This is a genomic window from Photorhabdus cinerea, assembly GCF_011189575.1.
In the GTDB taxonomy this organism is placed as follows: domain Bacteria; phylum Pseudomonadota; class Gammaproteobacteria; order Enterobacterales; family Enterobacteriaceae; genus Photorhabdus; species Photorhabdus cinerea.
Window position 1 is genome coordinate 21,382 of the sequence record NZ_PUJW01000003.1, and the last position, 17,523, is coordinate 38,904.

Sequence of the window (17,523 nt, forward strand, 5' to 3'; positions counted from 1 at the left end):
GATGTCTCAATCTGCGAAATCAACACTTAAATTATCAGCGCTAAGCTTGGCAATTATCAGTAGTATTCCGACTGTTTATGCAGCAACAAAATCGCCCGATTCCGAAAGCGATAAATCATCCCACGATGTGATAACGGTTTATGCAACGGGTAATGAACGGGATAGTTTCGAAGCACCCATGATGGTGACAGTGATAAATAATAAATCACCACAAAGTCAGACAGCCGGTAATGCCAACGATCTCATCAGAAAAATACCCGGCATTAATATAGCCGGTACAAACCGTGCTAACGGACAAGATGTTAGCCTGCGTGGTTATGGCCCACAAGGCGTTTTGACATTGATTGATGGTATTCGCCAAGGTACAGATACCGGTCATATTAATGGTACGTTCTTGGACCCGGCATTAATTAAACAAGTCGAAGTTGTACGCGGTCCCTCAGCTCTGCTCTACGGTAGTGGTGCTTTAGGCGGTGTTATCGCTTATCAAACTGTAGATGCCGCAGATCTTCTACAAACGGGTCAAGATTATGGATTCCGCGTTTTTGCCCGCGGTGCAACTGGTGACCATAGCATGGGTTTTGGCGGTGCGACTTTCGGCAAGACAGAATCTCTGGATGGTTTATTTGCATTCAGTACGCGTGATGCAGGTAATATCCGCCATAGCAATGGTTTGACGGCTGATAATGATGAATTTATCAGTAACCTAATAGCGAAAGGTAGTTGGAAAATTGATGAAAACCAGTCCTTAAGCAGCCAGTTACGCTATTACCGCAATGAAGCTAATCAACCTAAAAATCCACAAACGCTCATCGGGAAAAATGACCAGCCTGACTCGTGGGCTGACCGAACGACAACTCAGCGTGATGCCCAACTCAGCTACCAGTTAAATCCAGCAGAATATGACTGGTTAAATGCCAAGGCTGATCTTTATTATTCGGATGTCACGATTGATGTCCGCACTAAAGAAAAGGGGTTCGAAGGCCGCGAGCAGAAAACCTATGGCGTAAAACTGGAAAACCGCTCCCGCCTGTGGACAGACAGCCCATTAGCGCATCAATTTACTTACGGTGGTGAAACTTACCAACAGAAGCAGACCCCAAACGGTAACACTGAACTCTTCCCTGATGCTGATATCCGCTTTTCTTCTGGTTGGGTACAAGATGAAATAACCTTACGCGACCTGCCAGTATCTATTATCGCCGGTACTCGCTATGACAACTACAAAGGAACCAATTCTAAATATAAAGATGTCAGCGCGGATAAATGGTCTTCCAAAGGCGCTATCAGCATCACACCAACTGATTGGTCAATGCTATTTACCTCTTATGCTCAGGCTTTCCGAGCGCCGACAATGAAAGAAATGTATAACGATTCCAGGCACTACTCAATGGGTCCAGGAATGGCTAACTACTGGATACCTAACCCTAATCTCCGTCCAGAAAGTAACACAACATGGGAATCTGGTTTTGGACTACGTTTCGATAACCTGTTAGCAGAAAATGATGAACTGAAATTCAAAGCCAGCTATTTTGATACCAAAGCTAAAGATTATATTAAGTTAGAACTTATTAACCCGCTTAAGAAAAAATCGGGCGAGATAGTTAAATTACCATCGGGTGATCCAATATACCTGAACACAACATCTACTAATGTACCCAGTGCCAAGATCTGGGGTTGGGATATCTCTATGAATTATGAATCCAATCTGTTCTCCTGGGAACTGGCTTACAACCGCACTGAAGGCAAAGATGAAAAGAGCGGTTATTCTCTTAATAACCTTAGCCCAGATACTATTACCAGCATATTGGATATCCCCATTGCACAGACCGGTTTTTCTGTAGGCTGGGTAAGCCAATTCACAAATCATACTGATTTCAAAGGCAAAGACGACAAAGGTAACGATCTCAAACAACAAGCCGGCTATGGGATTAATGACTTTTATGTCAGTTATCAAGGCGAAGGAATGTTAAAAGGTGTGACCACTACGGCAGTTCTAGGCAATGCCTTTGATAAAGAATACTACTCACCACAGGGAACACCGCAGGATGGCCGCAATGCCAAACTGTTAGTCAGTTACCAGTGGTAACTTAATACACTGTATTTCCACAAGGAGTTAAATTGTGAATTCGTCACTTTATGAGCGTTACCTGCAAGCCAAAGCTGATAATAAAGCCAAATATGCCCGTGATCTGGCTACCTATCTAAATGTCAGTGAAGGTGAGTTATTACACAGCCGCGTTGGCGTAGATGCCAAACGTCTTGATATTGATGCGCCCACTTTACTGGAGGAGCTGGCTGTTGTTGGTGAAACTAAAGCGATTACCCGCAATGATTTTGCAGTGCATGAACAAATTGGCCGATATGAAAATACCCGTTTCAGCAACCATGCCGGGTTAATCCTGAATCCTCGTGAGCTTGATTTGCGAATGTTCTTTAATCACTGGAGCAGTGTATTTTATCTGGTTGAACCAGCGAAAAATGGTATGCGCCACAGCATCCAGTTTTTTGATCATCAAGGTGATGCACTGCATAAAGTTTATGCAACAAGTAATACTGATATGGCAGCCTGGGAAGCGCTGATCGAAAAATACCAGACAGAAGAAAACCCAGCGCTGGTTATCAAACCTGTAGAAGAAACTGACCATTCAACTATAACAAATGAACTGAAAGTGCAGCTTGATGAAGAGTGGCGTGCCATGACTGACGTTCATCAATTCTTCATTATGCTTAAACGCCACAACTTAAGCCGGCAGCAAATTTTCAATGCCGTTCCGGACGATCTGGCTTACAGAGTAGAAAACTCTGCCCTGAACGAGATCATTAATGCCGCTTATGGTGATCAAAACGAAATCATGATTTTTGTTGGCAACCGTGGTTGTGTACAGATCTTCACTGGTAAGCTGGAACGTTTGATGCCATATCAAGAAGAAAACTCAGATCAGAAATGGATTAATATCTTTAACCGCAATTTCACACTACATTTAATAGAGAGTGCTATTGCTGAAAGCTGGGTAACCCGCAAACCAACAGAAGATGGTTTTGTCACTAGTCTTGAATTATTTGATGCTAATGGCAATCAAATTGCTCAATTGTTTGGTCAGCGTACAGAAGGCACTCTTGAGCAAACTAAGTGGCGTGAGCAAGTGGCTGCTCTGCCAAAACTGCAACCAGTACAGGAAGAGCGTGTAGCATGAAACAATGGCTTCTAACATTTGTCCTTGTGGTATCGTTCAGTGCTTTTTCCACTGAGCGAATCGTTACTATTGGTGGCGATGTATCTGAAATTGTTTTTGCACTTGGTGAAGGTGAAAAAGTTGTCGCCAGAGATAGCACCAGCCTGAAACCGGCAGCGTTGCTTTCCTTACCGGATGTCGGTTATATGAGGATGCTTAATCCTGAAGGCATTCTTTCTATGAATCCGACACTGGTTCTGACCAGTGAGCTGGCAAAGCCTTCACTCGCTCTTAAGCAAATCCAAGATTCTGGCGTAGAAGTTATTCAGATAACCGGAAAAGCATCGTTAGAAGCCATTCCTGAAAAAATTAAGACCGTCGCCAAGGCGGTCAATCAAGCTGAACGTGGCGAACAACTGATTCAGCAATATCAAAAAGAACTGGCAAAAATACCCACAACCAAATTGCCAACCCGTATCCTATTCGTTATGAGTCACGGTGGCATCATGCCAATGGCTGCCGGGCAGAAAACCGCAGCCGATAAAATGATCCGTGCTATTGGCGCGACCAATGCAATGCAAGGCTTCAACAATTATCGTCCACTTTCTCAAGAAGGCGTTATTGCCAGCGCACCAAATTTATTACTGGTGACTGAGGATGGCATCAAATCAATGGGCGGTTTAGATAAAATTTGGCAATTACCGGGTTTGAAACACACCCCAGCAGGTCAGAAACAACAAGTTTTAATTGTAGATGATATGGGACTGCTTGGTTTTGGCCTCAAAACCCCCACAGTGATGAAACAGCTAAGACAAGCGGCGGAGAAAGCTCAATGAGCCGTATGAAGTCCCCAGGATTAGGGATAGCATTTCTTTGTCTATTACTCTCTGGGTTAGCTATTGGCTCTGCCAATATGGGTGCATTATCACTATCTTTTAAGACATTGTGGGAAGCATCTATCAGTGATCCTCAATGGCAAATCTGGCTAAACATCAGATTGCCAAGAGTATTATTAGCGATACTGGTTGGCTGTGCTTTAGCGGCTTCCGGTGCTGTGATGCAAGGACTATTTCGTAACCCATTAGCAGATCCTAGCTTACTCGGTATCAGCAGCGGTGCTGCACTGATGGTTGCCGTGGTCATTGTTCTGCCATTTAGCCTACCATCTGCAATTGCTGTATACGGGCATATTATTGCGGCCTTTATTGGTAGCATATTAATTTCATTACTGATTTTTTCACTGAATAAATATAGCTACGGAAATCTGGCTCGTTTATTGTTAGCCGGGATTGCCATCAATGCACTCTGTATGTCTGCTATTGGTGTCCTAAGCTATGTCAGTGACGATCAACAATTACGGCAATTCTCTTTATGGATGATGGGTTCCCTTAGCCAAATAGAATGGCCGACTCTGGCAATTGCTGCTTCTTTGATTATTCCAACCACCATCCTAACTTTCAGTCAGGCACGTAAACTGAATCTGCTGCAACTAGGAGATGAAGAAGCCCACTATCTTGGTATTAATGTCCAGCGCACTAAATTCCAGTTATTGCTACTCAGCGCTCTACTTATTGGTAGTGCCGTTGCATTAAGTGGTGTCATTGGATTTATCGGGTTGGTTATTCCACATCTGATCAGAATGCAGTTTGGTGGTGATCATAATTGGCTGCTTCCCGGTGCTACGTTGGGTGGCGCTTCCCTTCTGCTCACCGCAGATACACTAGCAAGAACATTGGTTTCCCCAGCAGAAATGCCCGTTGGCCTAATCACTGGTTTAATCGGCGGTCCATATTTCTTATGGTTGATACTCAAACAGCCAGGGAGCCGCACATAATGGATACAATAAGAAATAATATTTTTCTACAAGCGGAAAATCTGAGTTATTCAATTAGTCATCAGAAAATAATTGATAATGTTTCGCTCTCTGTGAATAAAGGCGAGGTTATCGCCATTATCGGACCAAATGGTGCTGGGAAATCCACATTATTGCGGCTATTAACGGGATACATGAAGCCTGAATATGGGCAATGTTATTTGCATGGAATACCTATTGAGCAATGGCCAGCTCAACAGTTAGCTCGAACCCGTGCTGTCATGCGTCAATACAGTTCACTCTCCTTCCCCTTTAGTGTGGAAGAGGTTATTGCTATGGGACGCTCCCCTCATGGTAATCATCATAAACAAATAGCAATTGATACGGTTATTAAGCAAACAGATTGCCAGGAGTTACGCCACCGCGACTATCGACAATTATCCGGAGGTGAACAACAAAGAGTACAATTAGCTCGTGTACTTGCTCAGCTCTGGCATTCAACACCAACAGAGTGTTGTTTATTTCTCGATGAACCGACATCAGCTTTGGATCTCTACCACCAGCAGCATACGTTACGTCTGCTTTATCGGCTGACTCGGGAACAACCCATGGCCATGTGCTGCGTTCTGCATGATCTAAATCTCGCCGCTCTCTATGCCGATAAAATATTTCTGTTACATAAAGGAGAGCTGGTCGCAGCAGGCACACCAGAAGATGTGCTGAGTGATAAGATTCTAAGGAAATGGTATCAAGCCGATCTGGGTATCACCCGCCATCCTGAAACCCAGCAGCCTCAGATTTATCTGAGGCAATAACAACAAAAGCTAACAGGCAAATTATTTCCGTAATTTGCCTGCCTTATTTTTCCACTTATTCTACTTACGAAGCTTTATTGCATCAGGTAGATACCAGAAAGTTGAAATCAGGCACAAGCAATAACCCAAAAGCTCACACCCTTCTTCAACCATATTTTTTGCAGTGCGATCAAAATGTTCCTGCATTAAACCTTGCCATAACTCCCCCATACCAAACAGGCGGGAAAAAACTAACACACACAAAATACCCGCAGCCATCATGCCGTAACTTTGATGACGAGCAAAATGAGCAAGCCCAACTAACGTATCCTTACCTCTGCGAACAGCATAAAAAATACAAATCAACGCCAATGGAATGGCTATCCACGCCCAAGCACCATGAAATATTTCATCAAATATGGAATCCAGTTCTCTTATCAACAAACAGGCAAAAAAACCAGATATCAAAATTAAGGCAGGACGTAATTTGCTATTCTTCCTTGCTTCCCGAAGAAATACAGCAGAAATAACAAACAGTATACTCTCCTGAGAAATTTCAGTTAATGAATTCTCCTTCACTGCATTCTGCAAATAGATAATATCGATAAAAAGTAAGCCTATTACTATGGACAAGATCAGAGCATACAGGATGAAAAATACCAATTTTTTAGCTAAAAAGGCCAAATCCGATTGCATTACAACCTCCTTTAAATTGAACGACGAGCGATGATACTAATTTAAATAAATTGATGGAGAGCATTTGATGCTACTTATTATTAAAATGAAGAAAATCTTTATAAATGATAATAATTATCAATTATAAATAGCATTTTTTGCCTATCGATATTTTCAATTTATCTTAAAATACACCTATTAATAACTTACGTTATTATCATTATGAAAATAACTAACAGACTCTAATATTTTAGCAACTAGCCCACCTTAGTGGGAGGTGAAAATGTCAGAAATTGTAGTAAACGATATTATCAGGTGGCTTGAAACTCAGCTTCAATGTAATGAAGGTATAAAAATAGATACCATTGCTGACAAAAGCGGTTATTCAAAGTGGCACCTGCAAAGAGTGTTTAAAGAGGTAAAAGGCTGTACTTTAGGTGAATACGTTCGCAAACGGCGTTTACATGAGGCAGCAAGATCTCTGCGTGAAGGAAACCTACCGATCCTTGATATTGCCTTACAGTATGGTTTTAGTTCTCAGGCAACATTTACCCGAATCTTCAAAAAGCACTTTAATACCACACCTGCCAAATTCAGAGAGAATGGTAACCTACCTGAATTCAAGTACTTCTTAGGTTATGAGTGATAATCGATTTCCTAATAACTTTATTGGCAGTATTCTCTAATGGTCAATAGTTTATTGACCATTATTTTCTTATGCTATCTGAACTAATTCCCCCCTTACAATGAAGCAAAAACCAGATAAGAATTTCCCAAACAGCTATTGGCTAGTCCCAGTTTATTTCCTGGAAATGGAGAACAGATTTCCATAAATCTTCCAGAACAATTACTACATGTACCAGCATAAGTGATTCCGGATAACAATTTTATAAAATGGCAAAAAAACCATCCAGCTTTATTAACCCAAGATGAATAAAACAATTAATATAATTTAAAAACAAAAACATTTTCATACAATTCATAACCATAATATACAGTATTTTTTATTCAATCAGTAGGATCATTTTCACTCTCAGCAGGCAGATAAAAAACAATCGGAAATATTAAAACACTGTTCCTAAAGTTCAATGAATTTTCAGTTATTAAAGAAGTAAAAACCCTGAAAAACCAAATATCAGGGTTTTATTTAGAATTAATTACGATTCACTATTTATCCCAATAAACGTTATTTTTCATAAATCTTGAGCACTGCCCAAGTTTAAAATGGAAAAGAAAATAACATAATAAGATAGACTTTTAATACCTTTAACGTGAATAATGTTTTCTATAGGAATTCTCACTCCTATAATATCTTACCTATCATCCCCCACTTCCACCACTTCCTCCACCACTTCCTCCACTACTTCCTCCACCACTTCCTCCGCCACTTCCTCCTCCACTTCCCTTATCCTCTTTAATTAATACACCGTTGATATATCCATGTTTATTATATTCATACCCGGTAGTTCTAAGAGTGACCTTTTTTGAACTAAGGTGTGCAAGAAGCAAAGTTATTAGACTACCATTTCCCTGATAACCCCCGTTAGAGTTATCCAGCAAAAAATCCCGTGAAGCACCTTTGTCATCAATAATGACTACATGCACATTGTTTCTGGCTATTTCCGGAGCAATTTGAATGGAGGACACAGTTACATTAGAAATCGACACATTAGGGGAAACTATGTCATTAGAATTATTTTGATCAATCATAATATATTATTCCTTATAAAATTGGGTTCATACCAAGTTACGAATATAGAAATTTATATTACACCAAAAAACTCAACTAATTTATCAACATCCATATTAAACCATCATAATCCATAAACTTATAAGATATAAAAAACTTTACAACTTTAAAAATAGTTTATAACCATTAATTCGTCAATAAAATACCAAAGAAAATCAAACTAAAAAGAATAAACATTTAATATTAATTTATAACAACAAATTAAATTACTGTATGTTTTTTTATTTTTAACTTAGTGCTGACACATATCATATATTGTATTACCTACACATAACATTATAATAAACAAAAAACCTCCTAATAATAATCACTAATAATTATATAATTCATCAGAAACTAAAAAAATAACCAGCTAATATTTAACTAAATATCAGTTCAATAAAAACAATAAAAACAAAATGAGCCAGATATCTCTAATAAAATAATCTGACTCATTGTTCATTACTTCATAGTGAATTCAACTGACCATTCGTAAGTCACAAAGTTAGTAAAAGTGATGGTCGCATTGCAAATGGCACCACCGCTCGGAGTTGCCCCCTTATTCCACTTAGGCAATTTAACACCATTGACATATGTATTAACGAAAGTAGTCGAAAAAACACAAGTCTTATTTCCAATTTTATATCGTACAATCGCATAATTTCCATCAGGTGAAATCGGGCTTTGAACCTGATAATAATCGAAACCTCCTTGCTCTACCCTAACCTTGGGCTTGGATAATGCATTTACGTATGTACTGACTTCATTATTAGTAACGATGGTATAAACAGCATCAGCGCTACCCGGCGCACCGAGATGCTTAAATGTAACTGTTACGGCTGGTCCTGCATGAGCAATACCCGCAGCAGCTAAGGAAGCAGTTGCAAACAGGGCCAACAACGATTTACGTACTAACATTTAGATATTTTCCTTATGTTGTTTAGAATGGCTTACTGCATTTTGATACAACTTTTTCTTCTACAAGATCACTTAGAACACGATATATGTGCCAACCTCATAAAGCGAATTTCCGCTTTATATATTTATAATATAGACTACTTTAATCAGAATTTATTCAGATAGGGAAAATATTGAGGTAAATAGATAGGAATTATTTCATGGGAAAATTAAATCTTCCCAATGAATATTAATATTCACTTGTAGCGACAGCCAAAATTTAAATTTTAGCAGTGTAAATATATCAAAGTAAATTAGTTGCAACGAACCGTTTTAATATACAAAATTTTAATATAAACAATGGTACCAAAACTGGATTACCCATACACCATTAGGCCAAATCAGTCATTATTGCACAGGAATTTCAACATAGCCTGCCTCCAGCCCGATTACTTCTACCCCCTGAGGAACAGCATATCCTGGCGTCACCGTAATCTGTTGCACTGGATCGTGTAATTCTCGCCGATAGATAACAAAAGTCTGCCCGTCAGGACCTGTTCGTAATGCATTAGTTGGCACCGCCAAGCCATGTTCATTGCGATACGTGACAATAGCCAGTTTTGCACTCATATTCAGACGAACTCGCTGTCGTTGTTCAGGTGTTAATGGATCAATCGCGACCAACACATCATAAGTTACACCAGCCCCCTGAGATTCTGTTGAACTCCCCTGTACGCCAATCGTCTTAATCTGCCCTTGCAAGGACAACCCAGCAAAACCATCTCCTGTGATCTGAACCGGCATTCCTTCATATAATTGATGTAGATCCGCCTCTTCAATGCGCGCCACCGCCTGAACTTGCTCCAAATTGATTATGCCAAAAAGCGGTGCTCCCTGAGTTACCCGTGTCCCTTTTTGAATAGATAACGTTTTGTCTGATTCGGTGACAAGAGGACGAACAACAATTCCATCAAAAGGCGAAACTAATTCCCGTTGAGCCTGCTGGGCTTGCAGCGCTTGATAACGCGCTTGAGCATTCGACAATTCCATATCAGCAATCTGCCGATACTCACCTGTGCCTTTGTCCAGCGTAGCCTGTAATTCCGCCTTAGCCGCAGCAAGATCGAGCCGTTGAACTTTGACCTGCTGTTCCAGTGTATCAACCTCCATACGGGCAACGATGCCACGTTCAAACAAAACGCGAGTATCAATTAGTTTACGTTCAGTATCGCTCAGGCTTAGCTGGGCATTGGTCAAAGTCCTGCGTGCTCTGGCAACATCCTGGCTGTTTTTCCAATCCGCCAGATCTTGTACCGCTCGCTGGGCTTTCAGCAGTTCTGTAAGTGCCTGTCGCAACTGGATATCCAGTTGTGCAGTATCAAGGTGCAATAATGGTTGCCCACGTTTAACTCGCTGACCTTCTACCACCACCACCTCGGCGATAATTCCGTCGAACGGCGCAGTAATAGTCAAGCTGATGGCGGCCTGAATGCGGCCAACTAACCCAAGATGATTTTCTAATAGTTGAGGTTCAACGCGTACCCATTGCTCTGGTAATGATGTATCGGTTGAAGAAGGAGAGAGAACATAAGCAATAGTTGCCCCAGCAATTAGCATAACAGCGAATGCCACGAGCCAATAAATTTTATATCTGAAACGAACAAGTGCCCTGATTTTAGTCATTAAGTGCAATATCCCAACTCCCCAGAGTGGTACCGAGTGTTTCATCCAACTCCGCCTGTGCATTTAGATAAGCAATCAATGCATTAAGACGAACATTCTCGGCGTTGCGCAGATCAGTTTCAAAGCTTAATACCTGAAAGTTGCTGGAACGGCCCACCGTTAATTTTTCACGTTCAATCTCCAGCTTACGTCGGGACAGATCCAAAGCACGCTGTGCTATCTCGTATTGACGCCAGCGCGTACCAATATCGCGTACCGCATTACCCACATCACGCTCCAGTGACTGTTTTGCTTCAGTAAGACGGATATCCTGATTCTGAACATCAACCTGCGCCCGTACTTCCGCCTGGCGCTGGCTCAAATCCCCTATAGGTATCTCCACCTGGATACCCGCGTAATTTTCCCAATTACGGGAGCTATTTGATCCTGTTCGATCACGAACCTGATTGGCCCTACCGACCAAAGAAACATCCCATAAGCGATCATTACGAGCAACTATCAAGTTTATCGCTGCCTGTTCTACAGTAATCAATTGGGTGAGGTATGATGGTTGATGTTCTTGTGCCAAATGTTGTGCCTGGAGGAGATTGATATCTATGTGTTTAGCCTCCAATCTGTCAGTTGCCTTTACTTGAGTTTGCAAGTCTAAAGCAAGTAAACGTAGTAACTCTAAGCGACTGGTATCCAGTTGATTGGCTGCTTCCTCAGCAGCCAATTCCTGCATGGCAACATCAGCCTCAGTCTGGACAATTTCAAAGGCTGCCATTCTGCCCGCAGCAATCATGGCTTTGTTCACTTCCAGCAATTGGCGCGACCGTTCCAGAGCATCACGCGCAATTTGCAATTGTTCTTGAGCACGCAGCAATTCACGGTAAGCCATAATAACCTGTGTGATCGTCTGGGATACGGTCGCTTTCAGGTTCAAACGATTTATCTGCTCCATCATTTGGGCAATACGTACAGGTGCTGTCGCCACATCTTTGCCAGCACCTTTCAGCAGAGGCTGAATGACAGAGAAGGAAACGCCATCATTACGATTATGACCAGCATTGTTTGCCCATGTCGTTCGGCTCGTCCATGACAAACTAAACTGGGTGCCATATTCTCCAAACATTGTAGATGTAGGCACAATCTCACTCTGGCGGTAACGATCATCTTGATTACGGGCAACAGCATAACGACTATTGAGTAACAACTTGGGCGTAAAACGATCCTCCGCAACCCGCAAATCAAATTTCTGGGCAATGCGATCCAAATAAGCACTGCGGATAGAACGATTGTTTCGTAATCCCAAATAGATCGCATCACCGAGCGTTATATCAATAGCCTGTTGACTAAGAGAAATTGTACTTGTTACAGGCATAGTTGCCTGTGACGGAACCAGCTGCTCCGCTAAGACCAGCTTCACAGACAAGACTATTACCAGTCCAATGATGGTACCAATAATACGTAGAAAAATTTGGCTAATCATCACGCAGTGCCTCTATAGGTTGTAACTTAGCAGCAGCCAACGCCGGATTAATGCCAAAAAACAGACCAATCACTAATGAACTGGCAATCCCCAGAGGCACAGAGAATGGGGATAACGTGAATACCCAGCCAGAAAATTTTACGAACAGGTACCCAGTAGTCACTCCTAACAATGAACCAACTATTGCACCGGCGATTGCCAAGGTGGCAGCCTCCAACATAAAAAGCACACCGATATCAATGGGTCTGGCCCCCAAAGCCATACGCACACCAATTTCACGCCTGCGTTCCGAGACATTCATCAGCATGACATTCATAACACCCACACCACCCACCAACAACGAAATGCCCCCTAAACCGGCAAGCAAATAAGAGAATGTCTTAGTCTGACGTGTCAACCCATCAAGCAATTGTTGCGGGATTTGAACTTCGACATTACGACCTTTTGATAGTGAGATAAGGTAGTTACGTAATAATATAGCGTCACTGTTTAACGTTGTTGTGTCATGTGTTTTGGCAATGATGCTGCCAATCTCCGGAGCAGGCCGCAACCGTCTCATTCCTTCAATAGGCAATATCACAGAATCGTCAACAGGGACAGGAAGTAAAGGATTCGCACCCTGAACAGCAAGAATTCCTATAACTTCAAACAGATAATCCCCAATTTGCAGTTGGCTACCCACCTGAATCTTTGACTGCTTCGCTATATTTGCACCAATGACGGTATAAGTCGTCTGACGATCATAGTCCGATAAAAAACGCCCCCGCTCGATTTGTAAATCAAGCACCTCAGCCAGATCAGAGGATGTACCTGTAATATTTGTATCGATCCCTTGCCCCCGAAAACGAACACGAGTTGAATGTAATGTGATAGGCGCAGCATGTGCAATAGTCGGTAATGTACGGGTCAGTGCTTGAATATCCAATGTAGATGGTGCAGGTTTATCATTGACGCCAGGAATAAAACTAAAATGAGCAACCAGAATATTGCTTCCCATGCTTTTAAAAGTGCTGATAGCTTCATTAGCAGCGTTGTAACCAATGTTCAAAAGTGCAATAACCGAAGCACATCCGACTGCAATACCAAGCAAAGCAAGCAAAGATCGCCTTCCCAGAAGACGCAGACTATCCAACGACTCGCGCAGGGCTTGCGCGAAAGAAAGACCGTGACGACCAGAATTCATGCTAAGCATCAAATATCCAGCAGATCAGTTTCGGAAATTCGCCCATCTTTGACATACAAACAGCGCTGCATATTTTTAGCTATTTCCACATCGTGTGTAACCATGACGAGCGTAGCACCCTGCTCACGGTTTAATGACAGAAGGAGTGTCATGATATCGCGTGCCGTGACACTATCGAGATTGCCTGTTGGCTCATCAGCCAAAATGAGAGAAGGCTTGCCGACCAAAGCTCGGGCGATAGCAACACGCTGCCGTTGTCCACCAGAAAGATCTGCCGGACGATAGTGAATACGATTAGCCAAGCCAACCAACTCAAGCTGGTATTGCGCTTCCTTCCGAGCTAGTGAGCGTGAATATCCACGATATAACAATGGCAGTGCCACATTATCCAATGCTTGCATTCTGGGAAGTAAATTGAAACTCTGGAATACGAAACCTATTTCCTGGTTTCTTATTTTCGCCCGCTCATCAGAAGTCACTTTTGTTACATTAACGTCATTAAACTTAAAACATCCAGAAGTTGGCTGATCCAGCAAACCAAGGATATTAAGCAAAGTACTTTTACCCGAGCCGGAAGCGCCGAGAATAGCACAACTTTGCCCACGCATTATAGTAAATGATATTTTATCAAGTACGGTATGATACTTTTCCCCCATACGATAGGATCGACAAATATTTTCCATGTAAATCAAAGATTCCAGACACCGGGAAGTCGTGATTGTCATGTCTGATTTATTCATCGTTTTTTACATCCATTAAATGTTTCACTGACTCCATTTAATCGCTTAATCAGGTTTATATCATGGGAAGAATCTCTTGTAAAAGATTGCTGCCTGAGCATGGCATAAAAACAGCAAACATTAAAAATAGATTAGACTTACTTAACAAAAAATCAGATTTCCCATTGCATTTAAAGATTATCCCATCCAAATTAATCCAGCCTCCTTTGGCGTATCGTACATATTTTTATGAAAATTCAGGAGATAAAGGGTGCGAGATCGAAAGATATCTCTAAGTTCTCGCAATAGAAAATTATCAGATATTGGGGTAATAGCTATGAAATTAAAAAAAATCTTTGGGATCGGGGCCGCATTACTGTTAATGATGTTTTCGCAAACTGGGTTTGCGGCAAGTGGGAGCTATCAATCTTCAGTCACTCTACCAACGATATATGCTAGAAACTTCACAGAAACAGCTTATCTTCCGGTTGTCGGATCTCCACCCGCGACGGGCAGTATTACCAATGTATCTTGGACTTGGAACGTTGTTGGATGGCCTCAAGGATTGTCTGTTTATCTTTGCCAAGGAAGTACCAGCAATTGCATAGATATATCACGCGTTCGAAGAATGTCGACAACCGCATTCAATAATAGAAGCCCGTCACAACAGTTCTTTTATGCTATGAGAGTTGCAAGTGGTGGCACAGTACCAGTGGCAGGTCAAACCGGAGAAATTATTGTCAGTTGGCAGTAATATTTCAATTGTTCTCCAAAAATTGCCGCCAGCATTATAAGCGGCAATTCTAATCTAATTTGCTTTGAATATTTGGTAGAGTTTGAAAAATATGAATATATTATTTTATTCCTGCCCGAAAATATTCTCTGCCAAGATAATAGATGGCAACATCAGTCACCATCTCGATATATCCAAGTGATTAATCCTATGGCAACTTAATCCCTTTATAACCAGATAAAATCAACTCCCATTCCTGTTGGGCAAACCATGTCTGAGTTTTGTCAGCATAATGTATATTATCAGGCAAAAAGACACCAAACCGAGGGGCTATTCCGGTATAGTCAGGAGAATTCCTTGTATCAATTAGTGTCCGGTATTGTGGAGCATCAGCGATAACATTGTTGATTGCTTCAAGCACATAATTGGTGTTGATGGGATCAAACGCAACCGAAAGTGGGTAATACAATCTCCACGGTATACGACAGGAACCTAAAGCATCGCTGATACCGGTAATGATACGGGTAAAATTCTGCTCTGATGCTTGTGCAGCCAATAAACTTTCAGTTTCTGCTTCCCACTGATTCCAATGGACAGCCAAAATGCGAGGTTTTTTGCCCAGTTTGTGCAATGATTCTATTGCCATGCGCAACGTTCTGATTGCACGGGGATAGAGCGATTCCACATCGCAGGGATCACGCTCAGGCGCCCAGCGGTTATCCGGCGGATTGTCCAGATACATGCCTTGACCGCCCCAACCCATTAAAATGACATAAAGATCAGGCAAATTAAGCGTATTACCTTCGTTGATATGATCTTGCCAGAGCTTGGCAAAGCGGTTAGCAGCATTGACAGAGTTATCCTGATTGCCGCGTAGTAAACCGATGGGAGCACCAATATTGGCATTGCCAAAGCTAGTCAACGCTGTCCAGTTAATTGCGGGAAAATCAACGTTGTAAACCTCTGGCAAGGATAATGTGAATACGTTTTTTAAACCTTGCGTTATTTGTTTAGCTAGCGGTAATTGCGTTCCATGACCATAACTGTTGGATTGCCCAAGTACGATAAATAGCGGGACATCATTGGGTGCCCATGAAGGATATTTTATTTCAGGAGAATAAAGTTGTTTATCTATCATCAGTTTTCCTCTCAAGATGATTTAAGTTATTGGGTTAGTTCTATTCGCAAAAATATAATTGTTTTCTGGAAAAGAAAATAACATCTGGTTAATCAATCATATTTATGGTACGAAAATAAAAATTTCCTTACATATTAATTTTATATTTCTTGCTCTAAGTTAAATAAAATATAATTAATTATTAACTTACGATTTTTATCATCTTACCTTCTTCCTTTAAAATATAAATCTGATATTATTCTTCACAAATAAAATCATATTTCATAATATATTTTCCTTTGGAGCACAACATGCTGAATTATAATAACTATCGCACCTCTTATTAAAAAATACACTTATTAACCAAATCCAGCAAATTAAAATATCACTTATAAAAACAACTTGGTTTAATAAATAATATCTAAGTTTTTTTATCATAAAGACAAATAAAAATGTTTTTTATTTCATTCTGTTCCAGTGGTATTTTATTTATGAACAAAAGTTCATTTAAAATATGTATTTTACGCAATAGAAAATCACCACATTAAATTAAAATAATCTTATCAATAATATTTTGATTTATGACTAACTTTAAACACATATCAATGAGAAAAATAACATGATTAGATTTAAAAATAAGTTGTCTGTGGGAGAAAATATCGTGCTCACTCGTAGAAAATTCACGAAGATTGCATTAGCCAGTATAATTGTAGTTAATACCTTCTTGATAATTCACGCCCATGAAGTTAAAGCAACTGAAGCACAATCACTCTCACAAATATCATATCTTAATGAAAATAATATTACCAATAGTATCGGAGGAAGAGCGATTATTAATAATACAGGATCTATTCTAATCACAAAAATAGTCCTACCAGAGATTAAAGAAGGCTCTTCTTTTAAAGCAGAAGGTGGAACACTATATGTATATTCTGGTTTTTCTGGTCAAGTAGAATCAGATATTGGCTTTCAATATAGTACTACCTATAATGTATGGAAACCAATTATGAAAGTAGGAAGCCGTGGCCAAGAAACTATTCAATATATTGAAGGAAAAGATAATTTTACTTATACAAATGGTTTTAAACCTGGTAGTGAAGTACAACTTACAATATATAAAAACCTAAATAGCGCAACCAGAGCGACATATTGGGGAATTTCCAATAAGGGTTATACAGGTAGACTTATTTCAGAGATAAAAAACACTAATATCAGTTCAGTAAAAAACTGGAAAATATTATCTACAATCGCTGTACCTCGTGGAGTACCAGAAAAGAATATTAAAATTCATAAAAATTACGCTGCTAAATTTAAAAATATAGTTATAGACAATAAATCTGTTAAACCAGTAATTCATGCGACAAAGAAGGCAAATATTACTACAAATTCCAATAGCACCACGATAGAAATAACAAGATAATACCATAACAAATATTTTAACCAGTTCCCGGTACATTAAGGAACTGGTTATTTGTTTTTAAGAATTTATCTCATCATGATCTGAATTTATAACGACATTAATAAACCTAACGA

Annotated in this window: 16 protein-coding genes; 8 read left to right on the forward strand and 8 right to left on the reverse strand. The window is 40.5% G+C overall.

Annotated features, from left to right (window positions below):
- Position 1: 1 nt before the first annotated feature.
- From C5469_RS03590 to C5469_RS03610, 5 genes are read left to right on the forward strand one after another with little or no spacing between them, the layout of a single operon-like run.
- Positions 2-2,089 (forward strand): TonB-dependent hemoglobin/transferrin/lactoferrin family receptor, encoded by a 2,088-nt coding sequence (locus C5469_RS03590; protein WP_166302443.1) that lies wholly within the window; start codon positions 2-4, stop codon positions 2,087-2,089.
- Between the two features lie 34 nt (positions 2,090-2,123).
- On the forward strand, positions 2,124-3,197 hold the full coding sequence (locus tag C5469_RS03595) for a ChuX/HutX family heme-like substrate-binding protein (RefSeq protein WP_166302446.1): 1,074 nt from the start codon (positions 2,124-2,126) through the stop codon (positions 3,195-3,197).
- Positions 3,194-4,012 carry a heme/hemin ABC transporter substrate-binding protein gene (locus C5469_RS03600; protein WP_166302449.1) on the forward strand — a complete coding sequence of 273 codons (819 nt, stop codon included), beginning with the start codon at positions 3,194-3,196 and terminating at the stop codon, positions 4,010-4,012. Before C5469_RS03595 ends, C5469_RS03600 begins: the two co-directional genes overlap by 4 nt.
- Positions 4,009-5,010 carry a FecCD family ABC transporter permease gene (locus C5469_RS03605; protein WP_166302452.1) on the forward strand — a complete coding sequence of 334 codons (1,002 nt, stop codon included), beginning with the start codon at positions 4,009-4,011 and terminating at the stop codon, positions 5,008-5,010. Before C5469_RS03600 ends, C5469_RS03605 begins: the two co-directional genes overlap by 4 nt.
- The gene (locus C5469_RS03610) at positions 5,010-5,804 is read left to right on the forward strand and encodes a heme ABC transporter ATP-binding protein (RefSeq protein WP_166302454.1); all 795 of its coding nucleotides are present in this window, start codon (positions 5,010-5,012) and stop codon (positions 5,802-5,804) included. Before C5469_RS03605 ends, C5469_RS03610 begins: the two co-directional genes overlap by 1 nt.
- Positions 5,805-5,864: 60 nt before the next feature.
- On the opposite strand, the gene C5469_RS03615 is transcribed toward C5469_RS03610, so the two are convergent.
- Positions 5,865-6,479: a hypothetical protein gene (locus C5469_RS03615; protein WP_166302457.1), complete on the reverse strand. Its 615-nt coding sequence runs from the start codon at positions 6,477-6,479 to the stop codon at positions 5,865-5,867.
- A gap of 262 nt (positions 6,480-6,741) precedes the next feature.
- On the opposite strand from C5469_RS03615, the gene C5469_RS03620 reads away from it, so the two are divergent.
- Positions 6,742-7,104, forward strand: coding sequence for a helix-turn-helix domain-containing protein (locus C5469_RS03620; protein WP_166302459.1), 363 nt, complete (start codon positions 6,742-6,744; stop codon positions 7,102-7,104).
- A gap of 674 nt (positions 7,105-7,778) precedes the next feature.
- Here C5469_RS03620 and C5469_RS03625 read toward each other — a convergent pair.
- The 6 genes from C5469_RS03625 to C5469_RS03650 form a co-directional block, all read right to left on the reverse strand.
- Positions 7,779-8,168 carry a hypothetical protein gene (locus C5469_RS03625; RefSeq protein ID WP_166302462.1) on the reverse strand — a complete coding sequence of 130 codons (390 nt, stop codon included), beginning with the start codon at positions 8,166-8,168 and terminating at the stop codon, positions 7,779-7,781.
- A 481-nt stretch (positions 8,169-8,649) separates the two neighbouring features.
- On the reverse strand, positions 8,650-9,105 hold the full coding sequence (locus tag C5469_RS03630) for a hypothetical protein (protein ID WP_166302465.1): 456 nt from the start codon (positions 9,103-9,105) through the stop codon (positions 8,650-8,652).
- 387 nt (positions 9,106-9,492) lie between these two features.
- Positions 9,493-10,767, reverse strand: a complete 1,275-nt coding sequence (locus tag C5469_RS03635) for an efflux RND transporter periplasmic adaptor subunit (protein WP_166302468.1) — start codon at positions 10,765-10,767, stop codon at positions 9,493-9,495.
- A complete protein-coding gene (locus C5469_RS03640; RefSeq protein WP_166302471.1) occupies positions 10,760-12,238 on the reverse strand; it encodes a TolC family protein in 1,479 nt (492 codons plus the stop codon). The genes C5469_RS03635 and C5469_RS03640 overlap by 8 nt, the downstream gene beginning before the upstream one ends.
- Positions 12,231-13,421, reverse strand: coding sequence for an ABC transporter permease (locus C5469_RS03645; protein WP_166302979.1), 1,191 nt, complete (start codon positions 13,419-13,421; stop codon positions 12,231-12,233). Before C5469_RS03645 ends, C5469_RS03640 begins: the two co-directional genes overlap by 8 nt.
- 8 nt (positions 13,422-13,429) lie before the next feature.
- A complete protein-coding gene (locus C5469_RS03650; RefSeq protein WP_242689390.1) occupies positions 13,430-14,161 on the reverse strand; it encodes an ABC transporter ATP-binding protein in 732 nt (243 codons plus the stop codon).
- 250 nt (positions 14,162-14,411) lie between these two features.
- Between C5469_RS03650 and C5469_RS03655 the strand changes: the two genes are divergently transcribed.
- Positions 14,412-14,894, forward strand: a complete 483-nt coding sequence (locus C5469_RS03655; RefSeq protein WP_339413607.1) for a flagellar protein FlhE — start codon at positions 14,412-14,414, stop codon at positions 14,892-14,894.
- A gap of 187 nt (positions 14,895-15,081) precedes the next feature.
- Here C5469_RS03655 and C5469_RS03660 read toward each other — a convergent pair whose 3' ends face one another.
- Positions 15,082-16,011: a sialate O-acetylesterase gene (locus C5469_RS03660; RefSeq protein ID WP_166302473.1), complete on the reverse strand. Its 930-nt coding sequence runs from the start codon at positions 16,009-16,011 to the stop codon at positions 15,082-15,084.
- A 598-nt stretch (positions 16,012-16,609) separates the two neighbouring features.
- Between C5469_RS03660 and C5469_RS03665 the strand changes: the two genes are divergently transcribed.
- Positions 16,610-17,410 (forward strand): YrpD family protein, encoded by an 801-nt coding sequence (locus C5469_RS03665; RefSeq protein WP_166302476.1) that lies wholly within the window; start codon positions 16,610-16,612, stop codon positions 17,408-17,410.
- Positions 17,411-17,523 lie beyond the last annotated feature (113 nt).

Excerpts from the sequence above, each read along its gene's own strand:
- C5469_RS03590 (WP_166302443.1), top strand. The coding sequence starts at position 2 with ATGTCTCAATCTGCGAAATCAACACTTAAATTATCAGCGCTAAGCTTG.
- C5469_RS03600 (WP_166302449.1), top strand. The coding sequence starts at position 3,194 with ATGAAACAATGGCTTCTAACATTTGTCCTTGTGGTATCGTTCAGTGCT.
- C5469_RS03605 (WP_166302452.1), top strand. The coding sequence starts at position 4,009 with ATGAGCCGTATGAAGTCCCCAGGATTAGGGATAGCATTTCTTTGTCTA.
- C5469_RS03610 (WP_166302454.1), top strand. The coding sequence starts at position 5,010 with ATGGATACAATAAGAAATAATATTTTTCTACAAGCGGAAAATCTGAGT.
- C5469_RS03615 (WP_166302457.1), bottom strand. The coding sequence starts at position 6,479 with ATGCAATCGGATTTGGCCTTTTTAGCTAAAAAATTGGTATTTTTCATC.
- C5469_RS03620 (WP_166302459.1), top strand. The coding sequence starts at position 6,742 with ATGTCAGAAATTGTAGTAAACGATATTATCAGGTGGCTTGAAACTCAG.
- C5469_RS03625 (WP_166302462.1), bottom strand. The coding sequence starts at position 8,168 with ATGATTGATCAAAATAATTCTAATGACATAGTTTCCCCTAATGTGTCG.
- C5469_RS03630 (WP_166302465.1), bottom strand. The coding sequence starts at position 9,105 with ATGTTAGTACGTAAATCGTTGTTGGCCCTGTTTGCAACTGCTTCCTTA.
- C5469_RS03635 (WP_166302468.1), bottom strand. The coding sequence starts at position 10,767 with ATGACTAAAATCAGGGCACTTGTTCGTTTCAGATATAAAATTTATTGG.
- C5469_RS03640 (WP_166302471.1), bottom strand. The coding sequence starts at position 12,238 with ATGATTAGCCAAATTTTTCTACGTATTATTGGTACCATCATTGGACTG.
- C5469_RS03645 (WP_166302979.1), bottom strand. The coding sequence starts at position 13,421 with ATGAATTCTGGTCGTCACGGTCTTTCTTTCGCGCAAGCCCTGCGCGAG.
- C5469_RS03650 (WP_242689390.1), bottom strand. The coding sequence starts at position 14,161 with ATGAATAAATCAGACATGACAATCACGACTTCCCGGTGTCTGGAATCT.
- C5469_RS03660 (WP_166302473.1), bottom strand. The coding sequence starts at position 16,011 with ATGATAGATAAACAACTTTATTCTCCTGAAATAAAATATCCTTCATGG.
- C5469_RS03665 (WP_166302476.1), top strand. The coding sequence starts at position 16,610 with ATGATTAGATTTAAAAATAAGTTGTCTGTGGGAGAAAATATCGTGCTC.